Annotated in this window: 11 protein-coding genes; 4 read left to right on the top strand and 7 right to left on the bottom strand. The window is 61.0% G+C overall.

Annotated elements, in window-relative coordinates; genetic code table 11:
• Positions 1-29 precede the first annotated feature (29 nt).
• Positions 30-917: a LysR family transcriptional regulator gene (locus LOY34_RS00055; RefSeq protein WP_045199374.1), complete on the top strand. Its 888-nt coding sequence runs from the start codon at positions 30-32 to the stop codon at positions 915-917.
• A 4-nt stretch (positions 918-921) separates the two neighbouring features.
• Here the strand turns inward: LOY34_RS00055 and LOY34_RS00050 are convergent, their stop codons facing one another.
• From LOY34_RS00050 to LOY34_RS00040, 3 genes are read right to left on the bottom strand one after another with little or no spacing between them, the layout of a single operon-like run.
• Positions 922-1,740: a sulfite exporter TauE/SafE family protein gene (locus LOY34_RS00050; RefSeq protein WP_093377741.1), complete on the bottom strand. Its 819-nt coding sequence runs from the start codon at positions 1,738-1,740 to the stop codon at positions 922-924.
• On the bottom strand, positions 1,737-3,014 hold the full coding sequence (locus LOY34_RS00045; protein WP_195885357.1) for an FAD/NAD(P)-binding oxidoreductase: 1,278 nt from the start codon (positions 3,012-3,014) through the stop codon (positions 1,737-1,739). Before LOY34_RS00045 ends, LOY34_RS00050 begins: the two co-directional genes overlap by 4 nt.
• Before the next feature lie 36 nt (positions 3,015-3,050).
• Positions 3,051-3,935 carry an MBL fold metallo-hydrolase gene (locus LOY34_RS00040; RefSeq protein WP_045199380.1) on the bottom strand — a complete coding sequence of 295 codons (885 nt, stop codon included), beginning with the start codon at positions 3,933-3,935 and terminating at the stop codon, positions 3,051-3,053.
• 239 nt (positions 3,936-4,174) lie between these two features.
• On the opposite strand from LOY34_RS00040, the gene LOY34_RS00035 reads away from it, so the two are divergent.
• The 3 genes from LOY34_RS00035 (at position 4,175) to LOY34_RS00025 (ending at position 8,051) form a co-directional block, all read left to right on the top strand.
• A complete protein-coding gene (locus LOY34_RS00035) occupies positions 4,175-5,488 on the top strand; it encodes a sigma-54-dependent Fis family transcriptional regulator (RefSeq protein WP_195885356.1) in 1,314 nt (437 codons plus the stop codon).
• A 152-nt stretch (positions 5,489-5,640) separates the two neighbouring features.
• Positions 5,641-7,146 (top strand): DUF3300 domain-containing protein, encoded by a 1,506-nt coding sequence (locus tag LOY34_RS00030; protein WP_045199384.1) that lies wholly within the window; start codon positions 5,641-5,643, stop codon positions 7,144-7,146.
• Between the two features lie 14 nt (positions 7,147-7,160).
• Positions 7,161-8,051 (top strand): DUF2950 domain-containing protein, encoded by an 891-nt coding sequence (locus tag LOY34_RS00025; protein WP_195885355.1) that lies wholly within the window; start codon positions 7,161-7,163, stop codon positions 8,049-8,051.
• Positions 8,052-8,141: 90 nt separating this feature from the next.
• Here the strand turns inward: LOY34_RS00025 and gyrB are convergent, their stop codons facing one another.
• The 4 genes from gyrB to dnaA are packed head-to-tail and all read right to left on the bottom strand — an operon-like array spanning position 8,142 to position 14,348.
• Positions 8,142-10,559, bottom strand: a complete 2,418-nt coding sequence (gene gyrB / locus LOY34_RS00020) for a DNA topoisomerase (ATP-hydrolyzing) subunit B (RefSeq protein WP_045199388.1) — start codon at positions 10,557-10,559, stop codon at positions 8,142-8,144.
• 4 nt (positions 10,560-10,563) lie between these two features.
• Positions 10,564-11,667 carry a DNA replication/repair protein RecF gene (gene recF / locus LOY34_RS00015; protein WP_010222707.1) on the bottom strand — a complete coding sequence of 368 codons (1,104 nt, stop codon included), beginning with the start codon at positions 11,665-11,667 and terminating at the stop codon, positions 10,564-10,566.
• Positions 11,668-11,686: 19 nt separating this feature from the next.
• Positions 11,687-12,790, bottom strand: a complete 1,104-nt coding sequence (gene dnaN, locus LOY34_RS00010) for a DNA polymerase III subunit beta (protein ID WP_038997897.1) — start codon at positions 12,788-12,790, stop codon at positions 11,687-11,689.
• 40 nt (positions 12,791-12,830) lie between these two features.
• Positions 12,831-14,348, bottom strand: coding sequence for a chromosomal replication initiator protein DnaA (gene dnaA / locus LOY34_RS00005; protein WP_093377769.1), 1,518 nt, complete (start codon positions 14,346-14,348; stop codon positions 12,831-12,833).

Below are 14,348 nucleotides of genomic sequence, written 5' to 3'. Positions count from 1 at the left end.
CCGTGAACACCTGATTCACAAGGAAAAGCATGTTCGACTGGAATGATCTGCGGTTTTTTCTCGAGTTGCAGCGCAGCGGCCGGCTGCTGACTGCGGCCAAACGTCTGAACACCACCCACAGCACCGTGGCCCGGCATATCGACAATATCGAGCAGAGCCTGGGGACCGCCTTGTTCGTCCAGCACGCCCAGGGCTACGAACTGACGCCCTCCGGCCAGGCCCTGCTCAAGCACGCCGAAGCCATGGAAAACGTCGCCCTGCTGGCCCAGGAAGAAATCACCCAGGCCATCACCCCGCTGGGCAAGATTCGCCTGGGAGTCACCGAAGGCATCGGCATCATGTTCTTCACCCCGCGCATGGGCAGCCTGTTCGAACGCTACCCAGGCCTTGAGGTGGAGCTGGTGGCGGTACCGCGGTTTGTCAGCATCCTCAACCGCGAAGCGGAGATCAGCATTCACCTGGAGCGGCCCAACGCCGACCTGTTGATAACCCGCAAACTTACCGATTACCGCCTGGCGCTGTACGCTAGCCCCGAGTACCTGGCCCAGGCACCAGCGCTCAATCACCGCGAAGACCTGGCCAAGCACAGCTGGATCGGCTACGTCGACGACCTGCTGTTCAGCCAGGAGCTGCTGTTTTTGAACAGCTTCTGCCGGGCACCCAATGTGGTGTTTCGCAGCACCAGCGTGATCGCCCAGCAACAAGCGGCTCGCGCCGGCCTGGGCATTGCCGTGTTGCCCAACTACATGGCCCGCCACGATCCGGCGCTGGTGCGGGTGCTGCCCAGCGAGACCATCCAGCGTAGCTACTGGATCTGTACCCGCCGTGAGCTGCACAAGTCGGTGCGCCTGCGCGTGGTCTGGGATTTTCTCCTGGCCCTGTGCGCGCAGGAGCAGGACGCCTTGCTGGCGGAGTAGGGCCTCAGCCGCCCAGGGTTTTCGCCGCCAACAGCACCGCCGCACAGATACCCACGGTCGCAAACATCTGCTGCAGTCGTGGCCCGGCCAGTTTGCTGGCGACCTGACGCGCCAGCAGCAGCCCGAGCACCGCACCGCCGGCAAACGGCGCGCCCACAGACCAATGCATGACGCCGCCAACCGTGGCGCTGACCACGCTGCCGGTCGACACCAGGGCGATCACTGCCAGCGAAGTGGCAACGATGCTCTTCATGTCCAGGTTGGTGTAACGGCTCAGCGCCGGAATGATCACAAAGCCGCCGCCAACCCCGAGCAACCCCGACAGCAATCCGGACATCGCGCCGGTAAACGCCAGGGCGCGGGCGCAGGGCAAAGTCCAGCGCAGGCGCCCCTGCAAGGGGTTGAGCACACAGGGCATGACCATGCGTTGGCCCAGTGGTGGCTGGCCACGAAGTTCGCGGTGCGCCTTGAGCAGCATGCGTGCACAGGCATAGACCAGCACCACGGCGAAAGTCAGAGCCAACGGCCCGTTCGGCAAGCGATGGGCAAGCATCAAGCCGAAGGGCGCAATCGCAATGCCGATCACCGCCACAAACAACGCCGCACGATAACGCACCAGACCTTGGCGCAGGCCCAACAGGGCACCCACCGCCGCCGCCATGCCGACGGCGAGCAAGCCGACTGGCGCCGCCTCGACCATCGACAAGCCCAGACCGAATACCAGCAAGGGTACGGCCAGAATGCCGCCACCGGCGCCGGTCAGCGCCAGCACCGCACCAATGATCGCGCCCAGCCCAGCCGCAAGAAATTGATGCTCGATCACCGCAGGCCCTCGGCGGCAACCCGCGGCTTGGCCAGCCACTCACGGCCCTTGAGCATGCACCGCCAGTACAGCGGTGGCAGGATCTGCGCCTTCAGAAGCCAAGCCAGGCGCGTTGGCCGGCGACCATCGAGCAGCCAGCGCGGGAAACTCGGCGCCAGCTTGCCGCCATAGGTAAATTCGGCCAGCACGATCTTGCCGCGTTCGACAGTCAACGGGCAGGAACCATAACCATCGTAGTGGGCGAGGTTGGGCAGGCGCCCCAGCGCCACCAGCACATTGTTGGCCACCACCGGCGCTTGCTTGCGCGCAGCCGCTGCAGTCTTGGCATTGCTGGTGTTGATGCCATCGCCCAAGGCGTGGATGTTGCCATAGCGTTTATGACGCAAGGTAGCCGGATCGACATCGATCCAGCCGGCCTGGTCAGCCAGCGGGCTGTTGCGAATAAAATCAGGGGCAACCTGCGGCGGCACCACATGCAGCATGTCGAAAGGCTGCACCCGGGTTTCGCTGCTGCCATCGGGCAAGGTGCGCACAAAGGTAGCGCGCTTGCCCGGGCCATCGACCGCCACCAGGCGATGCGCGTACTGCAGGTCTACCGCGTACTTGTCGATGTACTCCATCAAGGCCGGCACATAGTCAGGCACCCCGAACAGCACGCCACCGGCATTGAAAAACTGCGCCTGGATGTTGCCCAGCCGACCGTTGCGCAGCCAGTGGTCACACGACAGGTACAGGGCCTTTTGCGGTGCGCCGGCACATTTGATCGGCATCGGCGGCTGGGTGAACAACGCCCGGCCTTCACGCAGGTTCTGCACCAGTTGCCAGGTGTAGGGCGCCAGGTCATAGCGGTAGTTGGAAGTCACGCCGTTACGCCCAAGGGTTTCGCTCAAGCCCTCGATGGCATCCCAGTCGAGCTTCAGCCCAGGGCAGACCACCAGTTGTTCGTAACTGAGCAGTCGCCCGTCATTCAGCGTCACCGTTTGCGCCTGCGGATCAAAGCTCTCGACCCGCGCCTTGATCCACTGCACGCCGCCGGGAATGGTCGAGGCCATGGTGCGCGCCGTCGAAGGCGCCTGGAAGATACCGGCGCCGACCATGGTCCAGCCCGGTTGGTAGTAGTGCACATCGGCCGGGTCGATGATCGCGACATCCAGCGAAGGGTCGCGGCAGATCAAGCTGGAGGCGGCAGCGACACCGGCAGCACCGGCACCGACGATCAGCACTTTATGGTGGTCGCCTTTCGGCACCTCGGCAGGGGAGGGTTGAGCAAGCATGGCAGGGTCCTTCTAATAATAATTCTGGGGTGAAACTCAGAGCACGTTGAGCGGGATCTTCAGGTAGCGCACTCCGTTGTCTTCAGGTTCAGGTAGTTGGCCGCTGCGCATGTTGATCTGCACCGAAGGCAGGATCAGCACCGGCATCTCCAGGGTGGCGTCGCGGGCTTCGCGCATGCTGACGAAGCTGTCTTCGCTGATGCCTTCACGGATGTGGATGTTGCTGGCGCGCTGTTCGGCCACCGTGGTCATGTAGCGCAGTTCGCGGCCACCCGGCAGGTAGTCGTGGCACATGAACAGGCGCGTCTCGGCGGGCAGGGCAAGGATGCGCTGGATCGAGCGATACAAAGTGCGCGCACTGGCGCCAGGGAAGTCGCAACGGGCGGTGCCGTAATCGGGCATGAACAGCGTGTCGCCGACAAAGGCGATGCTTTGCCCGTCGACCTCCACCACGTAGGTCATGCACGCCGGCGTGTGGCCGGGCGTGTGCAGGGCACGTGCCTTGAGGTTGCCGATGGTGAAGGGCTGCTCGTCGTCGAACAGCACATCGAACTGGCTGCCATCGCGGGCGAAGCCGCCATCGGCATTGAACAGCGCACCGAAGACTTTCTGCACCTGGGTGATCTGGCTGCCAATGGCAATCTGGCCGCCCAGCGCCTGCTTGAGGTAAGCCGCCGCCGACAGGTGATCGGCGTGCACGTGGGTTTCGAGAATCCACTGGACCTTGCCGCCCAGTTCAGTCACCCGCTCGATCAGCTTGTCTGCCGAAGCACTGCTGGTGCGTCCGGACTTCGGATCGTAATCCAGCACACTGTCGATCAAGGCACAGTCGCCACTGCTCCGGTCCATCAGCAAATAGCTGATGGTCGAGGTGACACTGTCGAACAGTGCCTCCACATACAAGTTGCCGCCGATGATCATTTACCACGCTCCGAATTCATCACAGGTGCCAGCTATCTAGCCTTGCTGGCAATGGATAGGCTGTCATCAAGATATGTGCCATCGAACCGGTAGGCTGTTTCCCAATGTTCGCGGGCTGCGTAGGGAAAAGCACTGCCAGACTGTCAGCATAGTTGGCAGTGACATGGCAGCAGTTGGCAGTTTTTGGCAGTCACTGGCAGCTTCAGTTAAGCTTCGCCCGAGCTTGCCCAGGTGTCGCCATGTCCTTCTCGTCCACTGTTGTTCCTCATCCTGCTGTGCAGGCTTTGGTGTCCTACCTCGAACACGACGCCCAGCCGACCATCGTGCTGGACACCGACTACAACATTCTTGCCGCCAACGCTGCATACCGACGCCAGTTCGGCATCGACGGCCAACCGCCCATCGGCGCCAAGTGCCACCGGGTGTCCCATCACTACGCCGTGCCTTGCGACCAGGCCGGCGAACACTGCCCGATGCGCAAGGCCTGGGACAGCCGTGTCCCCGAGCGTGTTCTGCATGTGCACCACACCCCGCGCGGGCCGGAACATGTGGATGTCGAGTTGCGCCCGATCCTCGATGAGCAAGGTGAGGTGGTGGCGTTCGTCGAGCGCCTGACCCGCATCACCGTCGCCTCGGCGCAGCCCCAGCAACAAGGCTTGGTCGGCCGCTCAGCGGCGTTCCAGGAAGCACTGGCCAGCCTGCAGCGCGCGGCACCTGCGCAAATTCCGGTGTTGCTCCAGGGTGAATCCGGGACCGGCAAAGAGTTGTTTGCGCGCGCTCTGCACCTGGGCAGCCCTCGAGCCAGCGGCCCTCTGGTGGTGGTCGACTGCACCGGCCTGACTGAGTCGTTGTTCGAGAGCGAGCTATTCGGTTACGAGAAGGGCGCCTTTACCGGCGCTCATCAGCGCAAGATCGGCCTGGCGGAAGCGGCTCATGGCGGCACCTTGTTCCTCGATGAAATCGGCGAAGTACCGTTGGCGATGCAGGTCAAACTGCTGCGCCTGATCGAGTCTGGCAGCTTTCGCCCGGTCGGCAGCCTGCGTACGGTTCACTCCGACTTCAGGCTGGTTTCGGCGACCCACAAACCGCTCAAGGAAATGGCTGCAACGGGCAGCTTCCGTGAAGACCTGTATTACCGCATCAGCGGTTTTCCGATCCGCTTGCCGGCATTGCGCGAACGGGTCGACGATCTGCCGTTATTGATCGAGAGCCTGTTGCAACGGATGGCAGGGGCGGCGGCACCGAAGGTCAACCCAGATGCGATGAATCGACTGAGCTTGTACGCCTATCCTGGCAACATTCGCGAGCTGCGTAATATCCTCGAACGAGCGCGGCTGTTCGCCGACGACGGACTGATACGTGCCGAGCACCTGCCTGCTGAGCTCGGTTCGAGACTTGAGCCGGCGCCAAGCATCAGCCGCCGCAGCAAAGACAACCTCGGGCAACTGGCCCAGGCCCTGGACAGCTTCAATGGATCACGCAGCGAGCTGGCGCGTCACCTGGGCATGAGTGAACGCACTTTGTACCGGCGCCTGCGCGAACTGGGTCTTTGAGACTGACGCAAGACAACCAACTGCGGCTTTTTCTTCTACGCTGAAACTGCTCACCCACCGCAGAGCGTTCCATGCGTCGATTGCCGAGTCGGTAACCAGGTGCCAGGACGCCTGACGTTCCGCTCTGTCTTTTCTGCCACAGGAGCATCGTCATGTCTTCCTGCCTTCACCGGGCGATCCTGCTCAGCATCGCCATGCTCGCGCTTTCTGGTTGTTTCGAAGAGGACGCGCAACCCAAGGCCACGGCTACGGCACCCGCAGCGGCTGCACCGGCTACACCAGCCGCGCCGGCGGCGCCGAGCGAGGCGGTGTTCAGCACCGAACAGCTTGATCAAATGCTCGCACCGTTGGCGTTGTATCCGGACGCTTTACTCGCACAGGTGCTGATGGCCACCACCTATCCAGGCAATGTCGCCGACGCGGTTGCCTGGTCCAAGGCGCATCCGAACGTCAGCGGTGATGCCGCGGTCAAGCAGGTCGCCGAGCAACCTTGGGACCCCAGCGTGCAATCCTTGGTGGCTTTCCCGCAGGTGCTGGCGACACTTGGTCAGGACCCGGTCTGGGTGCAGCGCGTCGGCGATGCCTTTCTCGCCCAGCCCGACGCGGTGATGAACTCGGTGCAGCGCCTGCGCGCCAAGGCCAAGGCTGCCGGGCACCTGGAGTCCAACGAACAGCAGACGGTTATCGTGCAACCATCAAGCGCCCCCGCAGGCGGCACGACCACGGTGGTACAAGGTGCCGCGCCGGCACAGACTATCGTTATCCAGCCGACCAACCCGCAGGTTGTATACGTACCAAGCTACAACCCCTCCGTGGTGTACGGCAGTTGGTCCTCGCCGTCCTACCCACCCGCGTATTATCCGCCGCCACCGGGTTATGCCATCGGCACGGCGTTAGCCTCCGGCCTGGCTTTTGGTGCAGGCGTCGCAATCGTCAATTCACTCTGGGGGGATTGCGACTGGGACGATCATGACGTCGATATCAACGTCAATCGCTACAACAACATCAACAACGTCAACCGCAGGCTCGATGCCAACCAGAACACCTGGCGCCATAATCCTGCGTATCGCGACGGCGTCCCGTACCGCGACCAGGCCAGTCGAGCCCAGTTTGACCGACGCTTACCCGGCAGTGCAGAGCGCACAGCCTACCGCGGTGACACCCCAGCCCGGGTCGAAGATCGCGCACGAGCCCGTGAAACCCTGACACAGCGCGGCATCGAAGCACCGGCAACCAGCAACCTTGAAGCCCGCCAACGGGTGCAGAGTGCCGACCGCGAGCGCGCCCAACAGCGCCTGGAAAAACAGGGCATCAACCCGTCCGGCAATGCACGCGAGCGTGCTCAGGTTGCCGACCGCCAACTGAAAAATGACGGTCAGGCCCGCCAGCGAGCACAGGCGCCGCAGAACAACCGCCAGCCTCAGCAGGCGGGGCGCAACCAACAAGTACGCCAGCAAGCCCGTCAGCAACATGTTAGCGCCCAGGCACCGCGCAACAATGCGTTGGCCGGTGTGCGCAACCCTTCGCAGTCACGCATCGCAAGCAATCGTGGCCAGCTCAGCCAACGCAGCGCCAGCCGACCATCTGCAGCCGCTGCGGGCCACCAGGTACAACGACCCGCGCGGATGCAATCCGGCGGTGGCGGCCGTCGCCGTTGAGAGGAGAATCAGTCATGAATGCTGCTAGCCGAATTGTGCTGATTCTGCTGCTGTGCTGGACGTCCAGCAGCTACGCTCAGGAACATTTCCCACACCCCGAAGCCGCCGGCGAAGCACTGGTGCAGGCGCTTGGTAGCGAAAAGGCCGATAGCCAACTGTTGGCGAAATTGCTTGGCAACGACTGGGAGAGTTACATCCCGACCAAGAACATCGATCGCAAAGATGTCGATGCCTTTCTCGCCCTCTACAAGGAAAAACATCAGGTTCAGTCCGACAGCCCGGAGCGTGCACATCTGGTCGTCGGCGACACGCCCTGGGTGTTCCCGATTCCCATCAGACACAGTACTGACGGTTGGGCATTCGACACCAAAGCCGGCGCCGCGGAAATCCGCCTGCGCCGCATCGGACGCAACGAGCTGGCGACCATTCAATCAGTGCGCGCCTATCACGACGCGCAGATGGATTACGCCGAGGTTGATCGCAATGACGATGGGATACTCGAGTACGCGCAGAAACTCATCAGCAGCGACGGGCAGTTCGACGGTTTGTACTGGCCGCAAGAGGAGGGCGTTGAAGAAAGCCCGCTCGGACCGCTTTTTGGTGATACCGCAACGGGCGATGATTGGCACGGCTACCACTATCGCATCCTCACTGGCCAAGGCCCTTCGGCGCCGGGCGGTGCCTATGACTACAAGATCGGTGATCACATGACCCGCGGCTTTGCCGTGATCGCCTGGCCGGCGGACTATGGCGACACGGGCGTGATGAGCTTCATGATCAGCCACGACGGCGAACTGTTCGAGAAGGACCTGGGCCGCGACAGCGCCAAGCGCGCTGCCGCGATTACCCGTTTCGACCCCGACAGCAGTTGGAGCGAAGTTAAGGACGCGGAAGAGGGGCGCTGAACCGAACAGCTCAACACAGGGAAACCAGCACAACAAAAAGCCCGCGTGAGCGGGCTTGATGATGTTGCTTTACTTTGAGCCTACAGCTGATCAGAAGTCCAGGTTGGACACCGCCAGGGCGTTGCTCTCGATGAACTCACGACGTGGCTCAACGGCGTCGCCCATCAGGGTGTTGAAGATCTGATCGGCAGCGATCGCGTCTTCGATGGTCACCTTGAGCATGCGGCGCACGGTTGGGTCCATGGTGGTTTCCCACAGCTGATCCGGGTTCATCTCACCAAGACCTTTGTATCGCTGGATGGTGTGGCGCTTGGTGCTTTCGGTCATCAGCCAGTCCAGTGCTTCCTTGAACTCGGTGATGGCTTTCTTGCGCTCGCCACGTTGCACGTAGGCGCCTTCACCCAGCAGGGTGCTCAGCTGTGCACCGAGGGCGGTGACGGTGCGGTAGTCGTTACTGCCGAAGAAGTCACGGTTGAAGGTGACGTAGCTGGCCAGGCCGTGAGAGGTGATTTCCACTTCCGGCAGCCAGACATTGCGCTCTTTGTCTTCGCGCAGGCTGGCCTTGTACAGCAGGCCGGACTTCTCGCTGGTGCGCAGACGCTCTTCGAATTTGCCCAGCCACTCCTGCATGGCAGCGTGGTCGCCCAACTGCTCCAGCGATACCGCCGGCAGGTAGACGAAGTGCTCGGTCAGCTCCTGCGGGTACAGGCGCGAGAGGCGCTTGAGGGTCTTCATCACGGTGCGGAATTCGTTGACCAGACGCTCCAGCTCGACGCCGGAAACAGGTGGTGCGGATTCGTCCAGGTGCAGGCTGGCATCTTCCAGAGCCGACTGGGTCATGTACTCTTCCATGGCGTCGTCGTCTTTGATGTACTGCTCTTGCTTGCCTTTCTTGACCTTGTACAGCGGTGGCTGGGCAATGTAGATGTAGCCACGCTCGACCAGTTCCGGCAGCTGACGGAAGAAGAAAGTCAGCAGCAGGGTACGAATGTGCGAACCGTCGACGTCAGCATCGGTCATGATGATGATGTTGTGATAGCGCAGCTTGTCGATGTTGTACTCTTCGCGGCCAATACCACAGCCCAGCGCGGTGATCAGCGTGCCCACTTCCTGGGACGAGATCATCTTGTCGAAGCGTGCTTTCTCGACGTTGAGGATCTTGCCCTTGAGCGGCAGGATCGCCTGGGTCTTGCGGTTACGACCCTGCTTGGCCGAACCACCCGCGGAGTCACCCTCCACCAGGTACAGTTCGGAAAGGGCAGGGTCCTTCTCCTGGCAGTCCGCCAGTTTGCCCGGCAGGCCGGCGATATCCAGCGCACCTTTGCGGCGAGTCATTTCCCGCGCTTTACGAGCAGCTTCACGAGCACGCGCGGCGTCGATCATCTTGCCGACAACGGCCTTGGCTTCGTTCGGGTTCTCCAGCAGGAAGTCGGAGAAGTACTTGCCCATCTCCTGTTCCACGGCTGTTTTCACTTCCGAGGACACCAGCTTGTCTTTGGTCTGCGAGCTGAACTTCGGATCAGGTACCTTCACTGAGATGATCGCGGTCAGACCTTCACGGGCGTCGTCGCCGGTGGTCGAAACCTTGTTCTTCTTGGCCAGGCCTTCCTGCTCGATGTAGTTGTTCAGGTTACGGGTCAACGCCGAGCGGAAACCGACCAGGTGGGTACCACCGTCGCGCTGCGGAATGTTGTTGGTGAAGCACAACAGGTTCTCGTTGAAGCTGTCGTTCCACTGCAGGGCGATTTCCACGCCCACGCCGTCTTCGCGTTGAACACTGAAGTGGAAGACCTGGTTGACCGGGGTCTTGTTGGTATTCAGGTACTCGACGAACGCACGCAGACCGCCTTCGTATTTGAAATGTTCTTCTTTACCGGAGCGCTCGTCCTTCAGCAGGATGCCGACGCCGGAGTTGAGGAAGGACAGTTCGCGAATCCGCTTGGCCAGGATGTCCCAGCTGAAGTGGATGTTCTTGAAAGTTTCAGCCGACGGCTTGAAGTGGATATGGGTACCGGTGGTTTCACTGTCGCCAACGATTTTCATCGGCGCTTGTGGAACACCGTGGACGTAAGTCTGTTCCCAGATCTTGCCACTGCGGCGAACGGTGAGGATCAACTGCTCGGAAAGGGCGTTAACCACCGACACACCTACACCGTGCAGACCGCCGGATACTTTGTAGGAGTTGTCATCGAACTTACCGCCGGCGTGGAGGACGGTCATGATGACCTCGGCAGCAGATACGCCTTCCTCTTTGTGCACGTCGACCGGAATGCCGCGACCGTTGTCGCGAACACTGATGGATTCGTCTGGGTGAATAATTACGGTGATGTCATCGCAGTGGCCGGCGAGTGCCTCGTCGATCGAGTTATCGACCACCTCGAACACCATGTGGTGCAGGCCGCTACCATCATCGGTGTCGCCAATGTACATACCGGGACGCTTGCGCACGGCATCTAGCCCTTTCAGCACTTTAATGCTGGAGGAGTCGTACGTTTGATTTTCGCTCATGCCTTCACTCCCGATGGTCGTGGGTCTGGGTGATACGGCCCTGTTCCACGTGGAACAAAGCAACTGGCGTTTCCGTCTGCCAGCCTTCCCTCAATAATTCTTGATCTACACAGGTGATAAACACCTGGCAGCGTAAGTCTTCCAACAAGCGACAAAGTGCGCGGCGGTGCTGGTCGTCGAGTTCCGACGGCAAGTCATCCACCAGATAAATACATTGGCCGCGACGCGCTTGGCTAACCAGATGGCCTTGAGCAATACGCAATGCACAGACCACCAGCTTCTGCTGGCCGCGAGACAAAATGTCAGCCGCGTTATGGGCGCCGAGTCTCAGGCGCAGGTCTGCACGTTGTGGGCCGGCCTGGGTGTGGCCCATGTGCTGATCACGTTGCAGGGAGGAGGCGAGCACTTCACTGAGTTCGCGATCCTTGTCCCAGCCACGGTAATAACTCAGGGTCAGCCCTTCGAGCTCGACCAAATCGCTCAGGGTTTGCTCAAAGACTGGCTTCAAGGCCTTGATGTAGTTGCGACGGTATTCATCTATTTCCGCGCTGGCCAGGCACAGTTCCCGGTCCCAGGCCGCTTGCGAAACAGCGTCAAGTGTACCATGCCGCAACCATGAGTTCCGCTGCCGCAAAGCCTTCTGCAGGCGTTGCCACGTGGCCATGAAGCGGGGTTCCACGTGGAACACCCCCCAATCGAGGAACTGCCGGCGTATTTTCGGCGCGCCTTCGAGCAGGCGAAAGCTGTCCGGATTGATCAGTTGCAGGGGCAGAATCTCTGCCAACTGGGCTGCACTGCGAGCATTCTGCCCATCGATGCGAATGGTGAACTCACCTTGCCGATCCCGCGAAATCCCCAGGTTGCTGGAACCGCCTTCACTTAACTCGACCTGGCCGAACACAGTACAAGCCAATTGCTCGTACTGAATCACCGGTGTCAGGCGGGTGCTGCGAAACGAACGGGCCAGGCCCAACAGATGAACGGCTTCCAGCACGCTGGTTTTACCGCTGCCGTTGGCGCCGTACAGGATATTGATGCGGGGGGAGGGAGAGAAGGTCACCGGGTGCAGGTTACGCACCGCGGTGACAGAAACGCGACTGAGGGACATCTAGAGTCTGCTGGACAAATTACAGACGCATCGGCATGACAACGTAAGCGGAGTCGTCGTTGTCAGCTTCCTGCAGCAGGGCACTGCTGTTGGAGTCCGACAGGATCAGACGAACCTGCTCAGTGGTCATGACACCCAGGACGTCGAGCAAGTAGCTGACGTTAAAGCCGATTTCCAGCGAGCTACCGTTGTACTCGACGCTGATTTCTTCTTCCGCTTCTTCCTGCTCAGGGTTGTTAGCCTGGATCTTCAACTGGGCATTGGCCAGTTGCAGACGGATGCCGCGGTACTTCTCGTTGGACAGAATCGCGGTACGGCTGAAGGCCTCGCGCAGTGCCTGGCGGTCACCGACCACCAGCTTGTCACCGCCCTTGGGCAGCACGCGCTCGTAGTCCGGGAACTTGCCATCGACCAGCTTCGAGGTGAAGGTGAACTCACCAGTAGTAGCACGAATGTGATGCTGACCCAGCACGATGCTGACCATGCCATCCGGCTCAGTAAGCAGGCGCGCCAGTTCGAGGATACCTTTGCGCGGCACGATGACCTGGTGGCGATCAGCCTGGCCGATATCGGCACGCATCGAGCACATGGCCAGACGGTGACCGTCGGTGGCGACAGCGCGCAGGGTGTCGGTGGACACTTCCAGCAGCATGCCGTTGAGGTAGTAGCGTACGTCCTGCTGGGCCATGGCGAAGCTGGTGCGCTCGATCAAGCGGCGCAGACGGCTTTGCTCCAGGTTGCAGGTCAGCGAGCCTGGGCCTTCTTCGACAGTCGGGAAGTCATTGGCCGGCAGGGTCGACAGGGTGAAGCGGCTGCGGCCAGCCTTGACCACGAGCTTCTGCTCATCGAGCTTGATGTCGATCAGCACGTCGTTGGGCAGGCTTTTGCAGATATCCATCAGCTTGCGCGCAGGCACGGTGATTTCGCCTGGCTCGGCCGGCTCTTCCAGTTGCACGCGGCCAACCAGTTCCACTTCCAGGTCAGTACCGGTCAGCGACAATTGCTGACCCTGTACCACCAGCAGTACGTTGGACAGTACCGGCAAGGTCTGGCGGCGCTCGACGACGCCTGCGACCAGTTGCAGGGGTTTCAACAGGGCTTCGCGTTGAATGGTGAAATGCATGGTCTAGTCCCTTGCCTTTAATAAGCTGCGCTGACGTTCATCAAGTCGTCAGAGTCCGCAGCAGGTTCTTGTAGTCCTCGCGGATATCCGCGTCGGATTCCTTGAGTTCGTTGATCTTGCGGCACGCATGCAACACGGTGGTGTGATCGCGGCCGCCGAATACGTCGCCGATCTCCGGCAGGCTGTGGTTGGTCAGCTCTTTGGACAAGGCCATGGCGACCTGCCGCGGACGGGCTACCGAACGGGAACGACGTTTGGACAACAGATCGGAGATCTTGATCTTGTAGTACTCGGCAACGGTGCGCTGGATGTTATCCACACTCACCAGTTTGTCCTGCAGTGCCAGAAGATCCTTGAGCGATTCGCGAATCAGCTCGATGGTGATGTCGCGGCCCATGAAGTGTGAATGAGCAATCACCCGTTTCAGGGCGCCTTCGAGTTCACGCACGTTCGAGCGAATACGCTGGGCGATAAAGAAAGCCGCATCGTGGGGCAGGTCGACCTTGGCCTGGTCGGCCTTCTTCATCAGGATCGCTACCCGGGTTTCCAACTCCGGAGGCTCTACCGCAACGGTCAGGCCCCAGCCAAAGCGCGACTTCAGGCGCTCTTCCAGGCCTTCGATTTCCTTCGGATAACGGTCGCTGGTCAGAATGACTTGCTGGCCGCCTTCGAGCAGGGCGTTGAAGGTATGGAAAAACTCTTCCTGGGAACGCTCTTTACGGGCAAAGAACTGAATGTCATCGATCAGCAGCGCGTCGACCGAACGGTAGAAGCGCTTGAATTCGTTGATGGCATTGAGCTGCAGCGCCTTGACCATGTCGGCGACGAAACGCTCGGAGTGCAGGTACACCACCTTGGCATTCGGGTTCTTCTTGAGCAGGTGGTTACCCACAGCATGCATCAAGTGCGTTTTACCCAGGCCCACGCCGCCGTACAGGAACAGCGGGTTGTAGCCATGCTTGGGGTTGTCGGCAACCTGCCAGGCCGCGGCGCGGGCCAGCTGGTTGGACTTACCTTCGACGAAGTTCTCGAAGGTAAAGGTGCGGTTCAGGTAGCTGGTGTGCTTGAGCGCACCTTCGACCTGCACGGTGCGTTGTTCGGTGCGGCCACTTGGAGCTGGCGCGGCGTTGGCCTCGCCCATGGAATCGAAGCTGTCACGCGAAGGCGCTTGCTCGACTTCTGCCACCGGTGCCGGCGCTGCAACAGGTGCGGCGACCGGTTCGCTGACCACCGCGGTTTGGGCAGCCTGGGCTTGCGAGGCGGCGACGGCTGCAGCCAGCGGCGCGTTGGGTGCGGCACGTGGTGCCGAACTGCGTCTGCTGCCTATTAATAAGGAAAGGGCAGGCGCAATACCGTTGCCGTGTTCACCCAGCAGTTCGAGCAGACGGCTCAGGTACTTTTCATTGACCCAGTCGAGAACGAAACGGTTAGGCGCATAGACGCGCAACTCGTCGCCTTCGGCTTCGACCTGTAGCGGACGGATCCAGGTGTTGAATTGCTGGGCAGGCAGTTCATCGCGCAGAAGCTCCACGCACTGCTGCCAAAGTTCCACTGACAC

This window comes from Pseudomonas sp. B21-009, assembly GCF_024749345.1.
Taxonomy (GTDB): domain Bacteria; phylum Pseudomonadota; class Gammaproteobacteria; order Pseudomonadales; family Pseudomonadaceae; genus Aquipseudomonas.
This window is presented reverse-complemented; position numbering and strand designations above follow the sequence as displayed.

What these genes read in the sequence shown, in the direction of transcription:
- LOY34_RS00055 (WP_045199374.1), top strand. Translation starts at nt 30, where the DNA reads ATGTTCGACTGGAATGATCTGCGGTTTTTTCTCGAGTTGCAGCGCAGC.
- LOY34_RS00045 (WP_195885357.1), bottom strand. Translation starts at nt 3,014, where the DNA reads ATGCTTGCTCAACCCTCCCCTGCCGAGGTGCCGAAAGGCGACCACCAT.
- LOY34_RS00040 (WP_045199380.1), bottom strand. Translation starts at nt 3,935, where the DNA reads ATGATCATCGGCGGCAACTTGTATGTGGAGGCACTGTTCGACAGTGTC.
- LOY34_RS00035 (WP_195885356.1), top strand. Translation starts at nt 4,175, where the DNA reads ATGTCCTTCTCGTCCACTGTTGTTCCTCATCCTGCTGTGCAGGCTTTG.
- LOY34_RS00030 (WP_045199384.1), top strand. Translation starts at nt 5,641, where the DNA reads ATGTCTTCCTGCCTTCACCGGGCGATCCTGCTCAGCATCGCCATGCTC.
- LOY34_RS00025 (WP_195885355.1), top strand. Translation starts at nt 7,161, where the DNA reads ATGAATGCTGCTAGCCGAATTGTGCTGATTCTGCTGCTGTGCTGGACG.
- gyrB (WP_045199388.1), bottom strand. Translation starts at nt 10,559, where the DNA reads ATGAGCGAAAATCAAACGTACGACTCCTCCAGCATTAAAGTGCTGAAA.
- recF (WP_010222707.1), bottom strand. Translation starts at nt 11,667, where the DNA reads ATGTCCCTCAGTCGCGTTTCTGTCACCGCGGTGCGTAACCTGCACCCG.
- dnaN (WP_038997897.1), bottom strand. Translation starts at nt 12,790, where the DNA reads ATGCATTTCACCATTCAACGCGAAGCCCTGTTGAAACCCCTGCAACTG.